The sequence below is a fragment of the Gluconacetobacter sacchari genome, assembly GCF_014174255.1.
Lineage (GTDB): Bacteria > Pseudomonadota > Alphaproteobacteria > Acetobacterales > Acetobacteraceae > Gluconacetobacter > Gluconacetobacter sacchari.
In genome coordinates this window covers 38,771-54,220 of record NZ_JABEQJ010000013.1, presented here as the reverse complement: position 1 = coordinate 54,220, position 15,450 = coordinate 38,771, and the positions used below count along the sequence as shown (strand labels likewise).

General features: G+C 67.1%; 15 protein-coding genes. 13 read left to right on the top strand and 2 right to left on the bottom strand.

Annotated elements, in window-relative coordinates:
• The first annotated feature begins 121 nt into the window (after positions 1–121).
• The 5 genes from HLH48_RS11265 to HLH48_RS11245 all read left to right on the top strand — a co-directional run bounded on the left by HLH48_RS11265 (position 122) and on the right by HLH48_RS11245 (position 5,427).
• A complete protein-coding gene (locus HLH48_RS11265) occupies positions 122–283 on the top strand; it encodes a hypothetical protein (RefSeq protein WP_182997605.1) in 162 nt (53 codons plus the stop codon).
• Positions 284–346: 63 nt separating this feature from the next.
• On the top strand, positions 347–1,144 hold the full coding sequence (locus tag HLH48_RS11260) for an AraC family transcriptional regulator (RefSeq protein ID WP_182997604.1): 798 nt from the start codon (positions 347–349) through the stop codon (positions 1,142–1,144).
• An 81-nt stretch (positions 1,145–1,225) separates the two neighbouring features.
• Positions 1,226–3,478, top strand: a complete 2,253-nt coding sequence (locus HLH48_RS11255; protein WP_182997603.1) for a TonB-dependent receptor — start codon at positions 1,226–1,228, stop codon at positions 3,476–3,478.
• Positions 3,479–3,679: 201 nt separating this feature from the next.
• Positions 3,680–4,471: a class I SAM-dependent methyltransferase gene (locus HLH48_RS11250; protein ID WP_246387252.1), complete on the top strand. Its 792-nt coding sequence runs from the start codon at positions 3,680–3,682 to the stop codon at positions 4,469–4,471.
• A 176-nt stretch (positions 4,472–4,647) separates the two neighbouring features.
• Complete coding sequence (locus HLH48_RS11245) at positions 4,648–5,427, top strand: sulfotransferase family 2 domain-containing protein (protein ID WP_246387251.1); 780 nt, start codon at positions 4,648–4,650, stop codon at positions 5,425–5,427.
• 30 nt (positions 5,428–5,457) lie between these two features.
• On the opposite strand, the gene HLH48_RS11240 is transcribed toward HLH48_RS11245, so the two are convergent.
• Positions 5,458–6,408 carry a LysR substrate-binding domain-containing protein gene (locus HLH48_RS11240; protein WP_182997602.1) on the bottom strand — a complete coding sequence of 317 codons (951 nt, stop codon included), beginning with the start codon at positions 6,406–6,408 and terminating at the stop codon, positions 5,458–5,460.
• 283 nt (positions 6,409–6,691) lie between these two features.
• Between HLH48_RS11240 and HLH48_RS11235 the strand changes: the two genes are divergently transcribed.
• Genes HLH48_RS11235 through HLH48_RS11205 form a run of 7 tightly spaced genes read left to right on the top strand, consistent with a single transcriptional unit; the run spans position 6,692 to position 13,366 of the window.
• Positions 6,692–9,241, top strand: coding sequence for a TonB-dependent receptor (locus HLH48_RS11235; protein WP_264813051.1), 2,550 nt, complete (start codon positions 6,692–6,694; stop codon positions 9,239–9,241).
• 27 nt (positions 9,242–9,268) lie between these two features.
• Entirely contained in the window at positions 9,269–10,444 is a 1,176-nt protein-coding gene (locus tag HLH48_RS11230) for an amine dehydrogenase large subunit (RefSeq protein WP_182997601.1), read from the top strand.
• Positions 10,444–11,058, top strand: coding sequence for a thioredoxin domain-containing protein (locus HLH48_RS11225; RefSeq protein WP_246387249.1), 615 nt, complete (start codon positions 10,444–10,446; stop codon positions 11,056–11,058). The genes HLH48_RS11230 and HLH48_RS11225 overlap by 1 nt, the downstream gene beginning before the upstream one ends.
• Before the next feature lie 47 nt (positions 11,059–11,105).
• Positions 11,106–11,666 carry a methylamine dehydrogenase light chain gene (locus HLH48_RS11220; protein WP_182997600.1) on the top strand — a complete coding sequence of 187 codons (561 nt, stop codon included), beginning with the start codon at positions 11,106–11,108 and terminating at the stop codon, positions 11,664–11,666.
• A gap of 38 nt (positions 11,667–11,704) precedes the next feature.
• On the top strand, positions 11,705–12,235 hold the full coding sequence (locus HLH48_RS11215; RefSeq protein ID WP_182997599.1) for a hypothetical protein: 531 nt from the start codon (positions 11,705–11,707) through the stop codon (positions 12,233–12,235).
• Positions 12,236–12,263: 28 nt separating this feature from the next.
• Positions 12,264–12,803 (top strand): MauE/DoxX family redox-associated membrane protein, encoded by a 540-nt coding sequence (locus tag HLH48_RS11210; protein WP_182997598.1) that lies wholly within the window; start codon positions 12,264–12,266, stop codon positions 12,801–12,803.
• Positions 12,800–13,366, top strand: a complete 567-nt coding sequence (locus tag HLH48_RS11205; RefSeq protein WP_182997597.1) for a thioredoxin domain-containing protein — start codon at positions 12,800–12,802, stop codon at positions 13,364–13,366. Before HLH48_RS11210 ends, HLH48_RS11205 begins: the two co-directional genes overlap by 4 nt.
• A gap of 146 nt (positions 13,367–13,512) precedes the next feature.
• Here HLH48_RS11205 and HLH48_RS11200 read toward each other — a convergent pair whose 3' ends face one another.
• Positions 13,513–14,295, bottom strand: coding sequence for a LytTR family DNA-binding domain-containing protein (locus HLH48_RS11200; RefSeq protein WP_182997596.1), 783 nt, complete (start codon positions 14,293–14,295; stop codon positions 13,513–13,515).
• A 148-nt stretch (positions 14,296–14,443) separates the two neighbouring features.
• Here HLH48_RS11200 and HLH48_RS11195 point away from each other — a divergent pair, with 148 nt between their 5' ends.
• Complete coding sequence (locus HLH48_RS11195) at positions 14,444–15,388, top strand: alpha/beta hydrolase family protein (protein WP_220795090.1); 945 nt, start codon at positions 14,444–14,446, stop codon at positions 15,386–15,388.
• Positions 15,389–15,450 lie beyond the last annotated feature (62 nt).

The window sequence follows — 15,450 nt, the reverse complement described above, 5'->3', positions numbered from 1 at the left end:
ACTCGTTGCGCTCGCCGCGATATCGTTCCATCGGCGCGCCGCATTGTCCATGCGGTCGCCGCCCGCGCGCGCCCGGATCGGCGCGCGGACCAAGGGATTGATCCGGAAATGAAAACGGCGCATGTGGCGCATGCCGACGCGCGAGGACGGCCTGTTCGAGACGAAGCTCGGCCCGCCGCCGACAGCCGCGATCGGGCGGGGCCGCCACGCCGGATCTGTTTTGGCCCTATCGAGACGGTGGCTGGCCCTGCCTGAACAGACCGAATTCGCAACGACCTATTAACGTAACAATTCAGGGGCAGGAGCCGGGGCCGCCGGTATTGGGGTGAAGGAGGGGAGGGGAAGAATGTCGACGCAGGCGAAGATCCTTCCGATCAAGCGCAGCAGCGACCTGCCGCACGATGCCAGCCCGGTCGTGGGCCTGGCCGACCATTATCCTCCGGGCTTTTCCGACCCGTTCCATGCCCATGAGCGCTGCCAGCTCGCCCTGACCGTGTCGGGCGTGATCACGGTGACGACCGATGCCGCCAGCTATATCCTGCCGCCGAACCGGGCCATCTGGATCCCGGCCGGCACCCATCATCAGGTGACCACCCGCGCGGCGGTGCAGTTCCGCACGCTCTATGTCGACAACACGCTCAATAAATGGCCCGACCGCTGCCATGTGTTCGAGACCACGCCGCTGGTGCGCGCGCTGATCGACGAAGTGCTGCAATTCCGCTTTCCCTTTCCGCCCCATGGGCGCGAGGTCCGCCTGACCAGCCTGCTGCTCGACGAACTGGACCGCATGCCCAGCGTCGGGCTGCGGATCAGCATGCCGTCCGACCGGCGGCTGGCGCGCGTCTGCCGCGCCCTGCTGCTGGACCCGACCGACGGGCGCGACCTGGACCATTGGGCGATCGAGGCCGGCATGGGGCGGCGCACCTTCACGCGCCTGTTCCGCGAGCAGACCGGCATGGGCCTGGCAAGCTGGCGCCAGCAGGCCCGGATGGTCGAGGCGATCGCCCTGCTGGAGCAGGGGCGGTCGGTCACGGTGGCGGCCTACGATGTCGGCTATGACAGCCCCAGCGCCTTCAGCGCCGCCTTTCATCGCATCTTCGGCATGTCGCCCAGCGCGTATTGCCGGGGGAGCGCGAAGATATAAAAGCTACCCGCCATAAAACGGATTTTTCAAACAAAAAACGCCGCCTCGATCGAGGCGCCAGCATCGCGAGTGCCCCCCACAATGCGGAAGACCTGCCACCCGACCCGTGCCCGGCACAGGAAGCCCCTCAACCTGGCGCTGCTGGCATTGCTGGCCGGCGTGTCGTCGCATGGGGTCGCCCACGCGGCCGCCGGCAAACCGGCCAAGGGCAGGAAGGCCGATGGCGGGGCGGCAGCCCCCGCGGCCCTGCCGGCCGGATCGCCGGCGGCGACGCGCGATGAAACCATCGTGGTCGAGGCCAAGCGCCGCAACCAGATGCAGGTTTCCAGCGGCGGCCAACTCGGCGTGCTGGGCGACAAGAAGGGGATCGACGTGCCCTTCAACGTCCGCAGCTACAATGCCAGCCTGATCCTGAACCAGCAGTCGCAGACGCTGGGCCAGGTGCTGGAGAACGACCCGTCGGTCCGCACCACCTACGGCTACGGCAATTTTTCCGAGATGTTCATCATTCGCGGCTTCCAGGTCTATGGCGACGACGTCGCGATCAACGGCCTGTATGGCATCACGCCGCGCCAGCTCGTCTCGCCGCAGCTCTATGACCAGGTGCAGGTGCTCAACGGCGCCAGCGCCTTCCTCAACGGCGCGGCACCGGGCGGGTCGGCGATCGGCGGCAACATCAACCTGATGTTCAAGCACGCCACCGAAGCCCCGATCACCCGCCTGACCGGCGATTACACCAGCGGCGCGATGGGGGGCGGCAGCGTCGACCTGGGCCGGCGTTTCGGCACCGATCACGCGTTTGGCGCCCGCGTCAATGTCGCGGGCATGGACGGCACCGATTCCATCGACCACGAACGGCGCCATTCGGTCGCCGTCGGCGGCGATTTCGACTGGCATGACGACCGGACCCGCGTGACGCTGGACATGAATTTCCAGAACCAGGGGGTCAATTGGGGCCGCCCGGCGATCTTCCTCGGCGCCGACGTCACCCACGTGCCGCGCCCGGTCTCGCCCGGCGCCAATTTCGGCCAGCCCTGGACCTACAACAACCTCAACTACATCTTCGGCATGCTCAATGTCGAACACGACCTGTCGAAACATGTCACGCTTTATGCGGCATTTGGCGGCCTGGGCGGCCACGAGCAGGGCAACTACCAGGTCCTGACCGTCAACGACGCCCGCACCGGCGACAGCACCAACGGCAATCTCTATGTCCCCTACGTGCAGACCAACAAGAGCACGCGCGGCGGCGTGCGGGCGCATGTCGCGACGGGGCCGGTCAGGCACGAGATCAATGCCGGCGGCTCGGCGCTGTGGGAGGAAAGCGACAGCGCCTATGCCTATGCGTGGCCATACAGCGCCACCAATCTCTATCGCCCCGCCTATACCGGCGTGCCGGACCAGACCTATACCGGCGGCAACGTCGCCGACCCCAGGCAGATCAGCGGCACGCGGCTCTATAGCCTGTTCTTCTCCGACACGATGTCCTTCTTCGACAATCGCGTGGCGCTGACCGGCGGTTTCCGGTACCAGAACCTGATGGTGGCCGGCTTCGACTACCACGCGCCGGGTCGCGGCGCCCGCAACGCCGATTACAACCAGGACGCGATCACGCCCGTCGTCGGGCTGGTCGTGCATCCCATCCGCCAGACCGCGATCTATTTCAACCGGATCGAGGGCCTGTCGCAGGGGCCCACGGCATCGGGCAACGTCGTCAATCTGGGGCAGGTCTTTCCGCCCTACCGGTCGGTGCAGTACGAAGTCGGCGCCAAATACGATATCGGCCGCTTTGCCGCGTCCCTGGCCTTCTACCAGATCTCGCAGCCCAACGCCTATACCGCGCCCTATGGCAGCGGCGGCCAGTATATCTTCACCGTCGACGGCATGCAGCGCAATCGCGGGGCGGAACTGAACGTCAATGGCGAACTGATGCCCGGCCTGCGCTTCAACGGGGGTGCGACGCTGATCGACGCCGATCTGACCCGCACCGCCGGCGGCCTGCAAAACGGGCACAGCGCGATCGGCGTGCCCAATTATTCGATCAACGCCAATATCGAATATGACCTGCCGTTCCTGCGTGGCGGCACGGTGACCGGGCGGGTGGTCAATACCGGCAAGCAATGGGTCAACACCGCCAATACGCTGCATCTGCCCGTCTGGACGCGTTTCGATCTCGGCGCTCGCTATACCTTCGTCACCGCGCACAAGCCCATCACGCTGCGCTTCGGTGTCGATAACGTGGGCAATGCCCGCTACTGGGCCTCGGCCTATGGCGGGTACCTGCTGGAGGGCCTGCCCCGGACCTACAAATTCTCCTTCACCGCGGATTTCTGACGGCCGCCGCCCGGCCCGATCATGGAGACCTGCCTCGGTAGGGCATGGGCCGGAACGTTCCCCCGGCCGGTTCGTTGGAGGCCGGGGTGCCCTTCCGCCTGTTTCGAATCGGCCTTATGGTCAGCGCATGTCCCGGCAGAGGATTCCGGGCACGGGCGACCGGTCAGGCGGGCTGCCGGCGCGGGTATGGAGAAGCAAGGCATGGCCGTTCGGACTTTTCTCGTGACCGTCATGATGGGCGCGGCCGTCGCGGCCGCCGCCATCGCGCCGGCCGGCGCGCAGTCCCCCCTCTATCAGGGCCGGCGCGGGGCCGCGGTCGGGATCGCCGCGGCGGTCGCCAACAAGGATCGGCCGGCCGAGGACGTCGCCCGCGACAAGGATCGCAAGCCGGCCAGCCTGCTGGCCTTCGCGGGGCTGAAGCGCGGCATGAACGTCGCCGACGTGATGCCGGGCCGGGGATATTTCACCCGCCTGTTCAGCAACGTGGTCGGCGGCGAGGGCCATGTCTGGGCCGTGGTGCCGACTGGGCTGGTGGCGAAGAAGCCCGCGGCGGCGGACGCCGTCAAGGCCATCGCCGCGATGCCGGTCTTCTCCAACGTCTCGGTCGTGATCCAGCCCCTGGACGCGCTGAGCCTGCCCCGGCCGCTCGACCTGGCCTGGACATCGCAGAATTATCACGACGTCTATTACGGTGCCGGCGCCGACGCGGCGCTGGCGTTCGACAAGTCGGTCTTCGCCGCATTGCGTCCGGGCGGCGCGTTCATCGTGGTCGACCATGTGGCCGATCCCGCCGTGGGCGGCGACGTGACGAAACTGCACCGGATCGATCCGGCGATCATCCGCCGGCAGGTCGAGGCGGCGGGCTTCCATTTCGAAAGCGAAAGCAAGGTCCTGGCCAACCCCAACGACGCCCACGACCTGCCGGTGTTCGACCCCGCGATCCGGGGCCATACCGATCAGGTCGTGCTGAAATTCCGCAAGCCGGCGCGGTAAATCGTCATTCTTAAACGAGGACGGCTTGCGGGAAGCAAGATCAGGCGAAGGATCGGAAAAGAGAGTTATTTCCAATCGTTCAAATAATTTCCAAATGTAACATGGCCGGTCGTGCGGCTTTCCGTGGCGGTTTCTTCTGTTAGGTTGCCTCGTCTGTCTCGAACGGGGGAACTGCCATGGCTGTCCAACAGAAGACGATTTCAGCCTTGCAGGCGGCCACGGACATCGGACCTTCCGAGCGGGAGCGCGCGGCGGCGCCTTCCGCCCGGGCTTTCGCGCATGTGGCCCGTCTCATGGGGTTCCATCTGCCGACGGACATTCACGAATGGACGGGGCGGGCCGGCGTCCGCCTGCCCATGGGGGCGAAGCGGCGCGATCGCATGGCGCTGATCGCCCGGCGCGGCGCCCTGTTCATCCACGTGCCGAAGAATGCCGGGACCTCGGTCGCCACCGCCGTCTATGGCCAGCCGGTCTCGCACGAATCCATCCGCTATTATCAGGGGGTGATGCCGGACATGGCGCGTGCCTTGCCCAGCTTCGCGATCCTGCGCGACCCGGTGGACCGCTTCCTGTCGGCCTACAGCTATGCCCGCAACGGCGGCAGCCGCGACCGCATGGTCGCGTCCGGATTCCGCGACCGGTATATGCGCTTCCGCTCGCTTGACGACGCGCTCGATCATGTCGAGCAGGCCGGGTCGGTCTATGGCATGGACCATATCTTCCGTCCGCAATCCTGGTACGTCGCCGACCGGGCCGGGCGGTGCCTGGTACGGCACCTGCTGCGCATGGACGATATCGCGCGCCTGTCCGACCGGGTGCCGGGACTGGGCACCGTCCGCGCGCCGCACCTGAACGAGGGCCGGCCCCATGGCCTGGTGCCGACCGACCGGCAGCGGGCGCGCATCCTCGCGTTCTATCGCCGGGACGTCGCGCTGTTCGACCAGATCGCCGGCTGAACATCCGGGAAGGGACGGTCGCGCGGCGTTTCAGGCATCCCCGGGGTCGCCCGGCGGCGCCTCGGGCGGCAGAAACGCCCCGGCGACCTGGGTCAGCCAGGTGCGCAGACGCACCAAAGCGGGGCGGTCCCAACCATTTTCGGGGATGAACAGCGTATAGGCCCCGATCGCGACACCCGGGAACGGCGCCTCCGGCGGCCCGACCCGCACCAGCGTTCCGTTGCGCAGATCGTCTTCCAGCAGAAACGGATTGGCCAGGGCCACGCCCTGGCCCTCGCGGGCCGAGGCCAGCACCAGATGGGCATGCCATAGCCGGACCGCCGGAACCATGCCCGGCGCGGCCAGGCCCTGGCGAGCGAACCAGGTCAGCCATTCGCCGCTATCCTCCTCGGCCAGCAGCGGTTGCGCCAGCAGGTCGCCGATCGTGCGGATCGGCCCGGCGCGGCGCAGGAAATCCGGACTGGCAACCGGGAAGACGGGCGGCCGGGCCAGTTCCGCCTGGCGGATGCCCGGCTGCGGCTCGTGGTGCCTGCCGTCCAGTTGGTAGCGGATATCGGCATCGACCCCATCGGACCAGAAGCGGGCGCGGGCATCGGCCGGGCGCAGCAGCAGGTCGATATCCGGATAGTCGGCGCGAAAGCTGCCCAGCCGGCGGACCAGCCAGTGAAAGGCGAAGCCCGGCACGCACCAGACGCTCAGTTGCGGCAGGTCGCCGGCGCGCAGGGCCTCGGTGGCGCGGGCGATCTCGTCCAGCGCGGTGGCGATCCGCTCATGATAGATCCTGCCCGCCTCGGTCAGTCCCCCGCCGGGCCGATCCAGCAGCCGCACGCCGGCCCATTTTTCCAGGGCGCGCAGATGGCGGCTGACGACGGCATGATCGATCCGCAGCCATTCCGCCGCGCGGCGAATGCCACGCGTGCGGCCGAACGCGTCGAAGGCACGGAGCGGGCCAAAGGGCGGAAAAGCGCGTCTGTCTGCCATGGAATGCCCGGAACGAAGGAAACAAACGATTGGTGCGATCAGGAGAATGGTGCCTTTTTGTCACCACGAGGGCAACGAAAGCAACTGTTGCACATTATTTCGATAGACTAACGGGTGTGTCGCGGGCGCATCTGTTCCGGCGAAAGCCGCCGGGCGATCGCAATATATCTTGTCAGCGGACCGTCCTTGTTTCGAGACTGCATTCACGGAGATGTCCATGGCTATGAACGCGCGACGCCGCGTTGGGGGGGGAAGAGGCCACATGCGAGCAGGACGGGTTTGGGTGCGAGACGGACAATTCCTGCGCGCTCGGCTATTGGGCACGGCGGTTCTGAGCAGCGTCATCGGCGGCCTGATCGCCGCCCCGGCTTTCGCCCGGGCGGCGGCGGAGCCCGCCACGGCATCGGCACCGTCCGCGAAGAAGGCCGCGCACGCGGCGCCGAAGTCTCGCCACGTCCCGGGCCCGGCGGCCCAGCCGGTCGTGCCGCGCGCGGCGGCGGAGGCGCTGGACGTCCTGGGCAGCCGCCATGCCTCCCACAGCGCCGAGACCAGCGTCACCCGCGCGATGCTGGAATCACAGGTGGCGGGCACGAACATTCTGAAAGCGGTCGGCCAGTTGCCGGGCGTCAGCTTCAGTTCCAGCGATCCGCTGGGTCTCGATACCTGGGGCACCAGCGTCTATGTGCGCGGCTTCTTCCAGGATTCGATCGGCATGACGCTGGATGGCGTCCCGCTCAACGACCAGACCTATATCAGCGTCAACGGCATCAACATCGCCGATGCCTGGATTTCCGACGATATCCAGGGCGTCGAGGTCTCGCAGGGCGCGGGGGGCGTCGACCTGCCGGGCAATTCCAGCCTCGGCGGCACGATGCGCTTCCATACCACCGACCCCAAGGACCGGACGGCGGCCAAGGTTTCGCAGGTGTTCGGCAGCTACGGCACGCTGCGCACCTACGTCCGCGCCGACAGCGGCGTGCTGAACCGGAGCGGCACGAAATTCTACATCGCCTACCAGCGTTCGGACGAACGGAAATACGACGCCGCGACGCCGGGTTTCATGCAGACGGTAAACGCCAAGCTCGTCCAGCCGGTCGGCAGCGACAGCCGGATCACCGCGTCGTTCAACTGGAACAATGCCGCGGTCTGGGGCTATGCGGACAAGTCGCTCAGCATTCTCCAGAATGCCGGCTGGCGGACGGAATCCTGGGCACCGAACTACCGGGGCGGCTACAATGCCTCGGAATATACCTATGTGAATTCCGGCCTGGTGAATTATACCGGCCCCGGCACCTATAATGTCGGCGGCACGAACCTGATCTTCCCGGCGGGCACCAGCCCGACGATTCCGGCCTCCTGGGCGCTGACCGACCAGGGCGCGGAAACCGCGTTCTATGACGCCGGGCAGGCGTCACAGGATTTCCTGGGCCACATCAACGCCGACCTGGCGCTGACCGACCGCCTGCGCTGGAATACGGTGTTCTACGGTGCCGCGTACGACGGGCATGCGACATATGGCGCCCCCACGACTCCGTCGCCGGGCACCGGCGCGCCGCTGTCGGAGGAGGTCTGGCAGCCGTCCTACCAGCGCTTCGGCTTTACCAGCGCCTTCACCTGGCGGATCGGGCACCACACCATCAGTGCCGGTGGCTGGTATGAAAACAATTCCCAGCGCGCCGACCTGTTCTGGTACAACGAGCCGGTCTACGGCCAGGGCGCCCCGCTCCAGACGGTCGGCCCCTACACCACCTATGGTCCGGCATTCATGCAGGGCTACGGCTTCAAGTGGACGACCAACAGCTTCCAGTTCCATCTGATGGATGCCTGGCGCCCGGTGGAGGGGCTGACCGTGACGTACGGCTTCCGCTCGGTGTTGCAGACGACGGCGGGCGGCGCATATTACGGCAATGTCAATGCCGGGTACGGCACGGGCGTCGGTGCCGATTCGGGCCTGCCCAACGGATCGATGACCTCGGCCGCCGCCTTCCTTCCGGCCGTCAATCTCGATTATCATTTCGGCCGGGGCCACGAAGTCTATTTCGATTTCGCCGAGAACATGCGCCCGTTCATGGTGGCGCCTTCGGGGGGCGAGGTCTCTCCCTGGGCGGTGTCGTCGCAGGACACGTTCAAATCCCTCCAGCACAGCCTGCCGAACGAGCGTGATTTCTCCTATGTGGTCGGCTACCGCTACACCTCGCGCAAGATCCAGGCCTCGGTCGACGGCTATCATTCCGATGCCTATAACCGCCTGATCTCGGCCTCGGTCGGCTCGCTGAACAACCCGGTCACCTCGGTGGTGAATTCGAAGCACGCGACGATGTGGGGCGCCGACGCGTCGCTGACAGTGCAGCCGTTCGAAGGGTTGGCGCGCGGCCTGACATGGACCAACTCGATCAGCTACAACCACTTCGCCTACGCGGACCATGTCAATATCTGCCCGCTCGATGGCGACTGCGACATCAAGGGCAAGCAGATGGTCGCCTACCCGCCGCTGATGTACAAGACCAGCCTGGGGTATGAATACAAGGGCGCGTCCGCCCATTTCGACGTGAACTACTACGGCAAGCGCTATTTCTCCTATCTGAACGACACCAGCATCGCGCCGTACTGGCTGGCCAATCTGGGCGCCAAATACCGTTTCGGCAATCTGAGCGTGCTGAAGAACGTGACGCTGGCGTTCGAGGTCTATAACCTGTTCAACCAGAAATATATCGCGATGATGGGCGAGAACGGCTTCCCGATCGGCGGCCAGTCCGGCGATGGCGGGGACTACCAGTCGCTGGAGCGCGGCGCGGTGCGGGAATATTTCGGCACGATCAGCGCCGAATACTGATCTTGGGGTCAACGGGGGCAGGCGGCGATGGTGAATTGGAACAGGAAGGCCGCGCGGCGCGCGGCGATGGCCGCGCTGCTGCTGGCACCGGCCGGCCTTGCGCGGGCGGCGCCCCCCGTCCTGCAGGCCGAGCAGAGCGACGTGGCGACGCTGCCGGCGGTCGGCGCACACTGGGTCCTGCCGGCGACCGACCGCGACGCCTATACGATCTACGACGCCGACGCGGGCAGGATCCTGGGCACGCTGCCGGCCAGCATCCTGGGCAATATCGCGCTGTCGCCCGACCGGCGCACCTTCTACGTCGCCGACACGATCTGGTCGCGTGTCGATCACGGCACGCGGCAGGATCTGATCCAGGAATATGACGCCCATACCCTGGCCCTGCGGCGCGAGATCACGCTGCCGCCCCGCGCGCTGGCGGTGTATAAAGGCCAGGATTTCGATGTCAGTCCCGACGGCAGATGGGGCTATGTCTTCGACATGAGCCCGGCAACCTCGGTCACGATCGTCGATCTGTCGAAGGGCGCCGTGGCGCGCACGGTCGACATCCCCGGCTGCGCCCTGGTCTTTCCATGGAAGCAGAACGGATTTTCCAGCCTGTGCGGCGACGGCTCGCTGACCAATGTCGGCTATGCGGGTGGCGACACTCCGACCGTGACCCACACCGCGCCGTTCTTCGACGCCAATAACGACCCGATCTTCGAGCAGGGACTGGTCGACCGCGCAACCGGCCACGCGCTGTTCGTCTCCTATACCGGCAAGGTCTACGCGGCCACGCTGGGCCAGAAGCCCGCTATCGCGGCCCCCTGGTCGATCCAGGCGGCGGCCGGCCAGCCCGTGGCCGGTACCGGCGTCCAGGAACAGGCCTGGCGCCCCGGCGGCAAGCAGCCCTTCGCCTGGAACCGCGCCAGCGGCCATCTGTTCGTGCTGATGCATGTCGGCACGTACTGGACGCACAAGACCGACGGCACCGAGATATGGGAACTCGATCCCGCCCGCCATGCGCTGGTGCGGCGCATCGACCTGCCGATGCCCGCGCGGGGCATCGCCGTCAGCGGCGACGCCGCCCCGCTGCTCTATGCCACGTCGCAGGATGGCACGATGATCGTGATCGACGCGCGGACCGGCGCCGTCCGCCGCACGGTCGAGGCGCACGCCCAGTCGATGATCGTGGCGCCCGACCTCCCGGCCGGTAACGGGTGATGGAGCAGGCGGCATCGATGACGGTCCTGGCCTGGGCCCAGGCGTTGGACTGGTTGCTGCTGCTGGCGCTGGCGCCGGTGCTGGGCCTGCTGTTCCGGCGCATGCGGCATCTGTTCGCCAGGGTGGCGCCGGTCGGCGCGCTGATGACGTCCGGCGGTCCGGCCCCCGGCCAGACCCTGGCGGCGCACCCCCTGCGCGCGCTGGACGGCACGGCGCTGACGGTGGGCGGCCCGCAACCCGCGGGCACGCGCACGCTGCTGCTGTTCGTGTCGGGCACCTGCCCCATCTCCCGCAAGATGCTGCCCATCGCGCAGGATTTCGCGCGGCGTGAAGCCCTCGCCCTGCTGTGCCTGGGCGACGATACCGACGCGATGCAGCAGGACCTGGTTGCCCGTTTCGGGCTGCCGCCGTCGCGTTTCGTCAACGATCCCGAGATCGGGCGCGTGCTCGGCATCGACAAACTGCCCTTCGCTTTGCTGCTCGATGCATCCGGCACGATCGTGGCCAAGGGCCTGGTCAATAATCGCGAACATCTGGAAAGCCTCGTCGTCGCCGGGGAAACCGGCCATGTCTCGGTGCAATCCTATCTGGACGCGCGGCCCCGCGCGGCATGATCGCGCCGTCTCGCCCGGTCCCCGGAACCTTCAGGAGTCACTCGCCAATGCCGGTTTCCTTCCTCGACACGCTGGGCGAAGCCGTCACGCGCCGGCTGGCGGCCCGTTCCTCGCGGCGCGGCATGCTGGGGCGGATGGGCGCGGCCATGGCGGTGGCCCCCGCCTTCCCGCTGCTGCCGGTACGTCGGGCCGACGCCGCGCCGGCCCCTACCCCCAACCCGGCCGCCACCCTGACCGATTTCGAACGCCGGGCACAGAGCACCGACCCCACCAAATGCACCTACTGGCGCCATTGCGCCATCGACGGCGTGCTGTGCGGCTGCTGCGGCGGCGGCGTCCATACCTGCCCGCCAGGCACCGAGCCATCGCCCGTCTCCTGGATCGGCACCTGCCGCAATCCCGACGACGGCCGCTCCTACGTCATCGCCTATCGCGACTGCTGCGGCCGCAACATCTGCGCCGCGCCGAAATCATGCGGCTGCAACACCGCCGATCGCGAAATGCCGATCTATCGTCCCCAGGCCAGCAACGACATCATCTGGTGCTTCGGCACGGCCTCGACCGCCTATCATTGCTCCACCGCCGCCATCATCGGCCAGGCCGGGTGAAGGGCGGGGGCGCCCCCCACAGATGGCGCCAGGCGGCGATGCGTCTGCGATTCCCGATCCTCTTCCTTGCCATCCTGCCGGTGCAGGGGCCGGCGCGCGCCGGCCCGGTGGCAAGCCCGCTGCCCGTCATTCCGGCGGTGCAGGGTCATTATCTGATGGGCTGCGGCGGCTGCCACGGCATACAGGGCCGCTCGGGGCGCGAGGTCGTGCCCGATCTCGCCGGGCAGGTCGGCTATTTCCTCTGCACGCCCGAGGGGCGGGATTATCTCGTTCGCCTGCCCAACGTCGCCTTCGCCAACCTCTCGTCGGCGGATCTGGCCCGGATGATGAACTTCGTAGTCTTCACCTTCGGCGGCGCCAGCGTGCCGGCCAACAGCCGCCCCTACACCACCGCCGAAATCGCTGCCCTGCGTGCCGATCCTCTGCGCACGGCCGACCTGCACGGCTACCGCGACCAGATCGTACGCGCCGTTACCCGCGCCTGCCCGGCGGCGGCCGCCCTGCACGGTTATGACGTGGCGCAGGCCGCGCGCGAGGGCCAATATACCGGAGCCGGACCAGCCAGATGACAGACTCTTTCCCCCGCAGGCACCCATCATGACCGGCCCGACCCTCCTCCCCCTGGTCGGCGCGCTGCTGGCCGGCGGCATCGGCACGCTGCTGCTGGCCGCCGGTATCGCCAAACTGCGCGATCACGATACCTTCCTCACCACGCTCGCCGCCTACCGTCTCGTGCCGGGCACCCTGCTGGAGCCCGCCGCCTGGGTCCTCGCCGGGGCCGAAACCGCCATGGGGGCATCCCTGCTGGCCGGGTTCGCCCCCTTTGCTGCCGGCATCGGCGCCGCCCTGCTGTTCGCGCTGTTCGGCCTTGCCATGGCCATCAACCTGCTGCGCGGCCGGACCGACCTCTCCTGCGGCTGCCTGCCCGGCATGGCATCCGCCCGCCTGTCCTGGGCCGCCGTCGCCCGCAGCGCCCTGCTGATCCCCGCCTCTCTCCTGCCCCCCCTCACGGGTCTGCCCGCCTCTCTGCCGCTCCGCTACCAGGCGCTGGCCGCCGGCGCCTGCCTGCTGGCGCTCGCCCTCGCTTTGTCGCACCTGATATCGGCCACTTCCGGCCCCGAGGAACATTCCGCATGATGACCGTCCTGATCGTGTCGCAGGGGCTGCTGTTCGCCGCCATCGTCGCCCTGGTGCTGGTCGTGCTGGCCCTCGCGCGCCAGATCGGCATCCTACACGAACGCATCGCCCCCATCGGCCAGCAGACCCCCCAGCGCGGCCTCGACGTCGGCCAGCCTATCCCCCGCATCACCATGCGCACGCTGGACGGCGCGCCCTTCCCGGTCGGCGAGCGCCTGCCCGCCGGCACCATCCGCATGCTCCTCTTCGTCGGCGCCGACTGCCCCGTCTGCAAACGTGTCCTGCCCATCGCCCTCGACGTGGCTCGCGAACGCGGCCTCGACCCCGTCCTGGTCGGCGACGGTGCTCCCCCCGAACTCGCCGCGATGCGCGACCGTTTCGCGCTGAGCGACATCCCCTTCATCACCGGCGTCGAACTCGGCCTGGTCCTGCAAGTCAATCGCCTCCCCACCCTGGTCCTGCTGGACGACAGCGGCACCATCCTCGCCCGCGACGTGGTCAACACCCGCCGCCAGGTCGAAACCCTGCTGCCCACCGTCGCCGGGCATTCCGCGGCGGCGTGAAAGGCAACCCGGGCTTTGCCCTGGACCCACCAAAGGGCAGTCGCCCTTTGGAAACCCGGTCGAATGGAAAGGAAACGTTCAGTCCGTTTTCGCCTCATTCCTGACGAACGAAAGAGCGATCGCAACTCCCGGAAGCTGACGCGACCCTACTCGGCCGTCATAGCGTCGATCCAGCCCGCGTCGCGCAACAATGTCACCGCACCACGTGCCACTGGCGCCGCCAGACCGCCTCGCAGTTGAAGCCGCATGGAGCGCGGCGTGCCCTCGATACGCTCGACAGCGTGACGCGCCACCCACCAGGAGCGATGGGTCTTGAGGCCGTTAGCCGGGCCTAAAGCCTCGATCGCCTCCGTCAGCGTCATATGCACCAGCTGTGATCCGGCAGACGTATGGATCCGGACGTAATGATCTTCCATTTGCAACGCTATGACATCCTGACCAAGCTGCGAGACGCGCACTGGGCGTTCGGGAAGTGCCGGTGTCTCGTCAACCGCCGGCACATCATGCGTCGACCTTCGACGCATGACTTGCAACGCCGCGAACCCGCAACCTTCGGTGAGCCCGTTTTGCAGACACCAGACGCCCCAGCCCGGTCCATGCGACCGCAGATCCGGCCAGATCGCGAATGCCGCCAAGTGCGTCGCTACGGATTGAACGGCCATCACCCCAAGCAACAACGCCACGAGCGTTAACCATCGCCGCTGCCTACGATTTGCAGCAAAGCGAAGCCACACATGCCATGCGCCTAAAAGCAGCAGGAACCCGAGCCAGACCGACCCGCACCAATAGAACAAACGCGAGCCAAGACCCGCGTTGAGGTAGCTGCCGAACGGTGCCAGCAGCCCCAGACACAACCCTGCCGTCGTTACGATCAGGGCCACACGGATTCGGGGGGAACGCAGCAACGGCGGGAGAGCAATCTCGGTCATCGGTCCCAAGCCTACACGCTCTCGGACTCCGAGGCGACCCACTCGCCCGTGCGCGTGCCGGTTCGCCCATTCGCGAAACCCCCGCTTTTCAGCGCCTTACAGCTTGGGCAGACCAGAAACAGCTCTTCCATCGCTCGAGAGGTTCATCATGTTCGTCAGGTTGCTCGCCCTTCTGTTGCTCCTGCCTTGGGTCCAGGCATTCGCAGCCCCAACGCCGCAGGTCGGGTTCCAATACCGACATCTGCCGGACGGCACGGAGATCGGCATCTGGTATCCGGCTGCGGGCCAGCCAAAGCATCAGCATCTCGGCCTTTACGAGCAGGACGTTGTCCCGGAAGCCGTCCCGGTCGGCCATGATCTGCCGCTGGTCGTCATCTCGCACGGTCACGGCGGCGCATTTTCCGGCCACCTCGATACCGCTGCTGCACTGGTGCAGGCCGGGTTCGTTGTCGCCAGTCTCACCCATCCCGGTGATAACTGGCGCGACGAAAGCCGCGCGACCCATGTCGAGGACCGCCCGAAAGCGCTAAGCGGGTTGATCACATACATGCTTTCGGCCTGGCCCTCGCACGCTCTCCTCGACCCGGCCCGGATCGGCGCATTCGGGTTCTCCTCGGGCGGCTTTACCGTGCTCGCGGCAGCCGGCGGTCAACCGGACCTGTCCCGCGTCATGGCCCACTGTGCGGCGCATCCCGATTTCTATGACTGCCAGCTCGTCCGGCAGCATCCGGGCCCGCTTCCTGGCTGGAGCAATCGCCGCGATCCCCGCATCAAGGCGATCGTCGTGGCGGCTCCCGCACTCGGCTACACGTTCGGGCGGACTGGCCTGTCAGGCATAACCGTTCCCGTGCAGCTCTGGCGAGCGGATGACGACCATGTCCTGCCCGCACCATTCTACGCCGATGCGGTGCATGCCGACCTGCCCCGGGCACCAGAGTTTCATGACGTCCCCGGAGCAGGCCATTTCGACTTCCTTGCCCCCTGTGCCGCACCGGTGCCGATCTGCCGAAGTGCCGCGGGCTTTGACAGGGCGGCGTTTCACCGCCAGCTCGACGCGGATATCGTGGCGTTCTTCACGCGGGTGCTGCGCTGAAAAGAAGGACATATAGAGGACAGCCGCATTGATAGTGGTTGAGGGCGGCTTCCGCCCTCTTT

Coding starts and splice junctions, on each gene's coding strand:
- HLH48_RS11265 (WP_182997605.1), top strand. CDS start 122: ATGTGGCGCATGCCGACGCGCGAGGACGGCCTGTTCGAGACGAAGCTC.
- HLH48_RS11260 (WP_182997604.1), top strand. CDS start 347: ATGTCGACGCAGGCGAAGATCCTTCCGATCAAGCGCAGCAGCGACCTG.
- HLH48_RS11255 (WP_182997603.1), top strand. CDS start 1,226: ATGCGGAAGACCTGCCACCCGACCCGTGCCCGGCACAGGAAGCCCCTC.
- HLH48_RS11250 (WP_246387252.1), top strand. CDS start 3,680: ATGGCCGTTCGGACTTTTCTCGTGACCGTCATGATGGGCGCGGCCGTC.
- HLH48_RS11245 (WP_246387251.1), top strand. CDS start 4,648: ATGGCTGTCCAACAGAAGACGATTTCAGCCTTGCAGGCGGCCACGGAC.
- HLH48_RS11240 (WP_182997602.1), bottom strand. CDS start 6,408: ATGGCAGACAGACGCGCTTTTCCGCCCTTTGGCCCGCTCCGTGCCTTC.
- HLH48_RS11230 (WP_182997601.1), top strand. CDS start 9,269: ATGGTGAATTGGAACAGGAAGGCCGCGCGGCGCGCGGCGATGGCCGCG.
- HLH48_RS11225 (WP_246387249.1), top strand. CDS start 10,444: ATGGAGCAGGCGGCATCGATGACGGTCCTGGCCTGGGCCCAGGCGTTG.
- HLH48_RS11220 (WP_182997600.1), top strand. CDS start 11,106: ATGCCGGTTTCCTTCCTCGACACGCTGGGCGAAGCCGTCACGCGCCGG.
- HLH48_RS11215 (WP_182997599.1), top strand. CDS start 11,705: ATGCGTCTGCGATTCCCGATCCTCTTCCTTGCCATCCTGCCGGTGCAG.
- HLH48_RS11210 (WP_182997598.1), top strand. CDS start 12,264: ATGACCGGCCCGACCCTCCTCCCCCTGGTCGGCGCGCTGCTGGCCGGC.
- HLH48_RS11205 (WP_182997597.1), top strand. CDS start 12,800: ATGATGACCGTCCTGATCGTGTCGCAGGGGCTGCTGTTCGCCGCCATC.
- HLH48_RS11200 (WP_182997596.1), bottom strand. CDS start 14,295: ATGACCGAGATTGCTCTCCCGCCGTTGCTGCGTTCCCCCCGAATCCGT.
- HLH48_RS11195 (WP_220795090.1), top strand. CDS start 14,444: ATGTTCGTCAGGTTGCTCGCCCTTCTGTTGCTCCTGCCTTGGGTCCAG.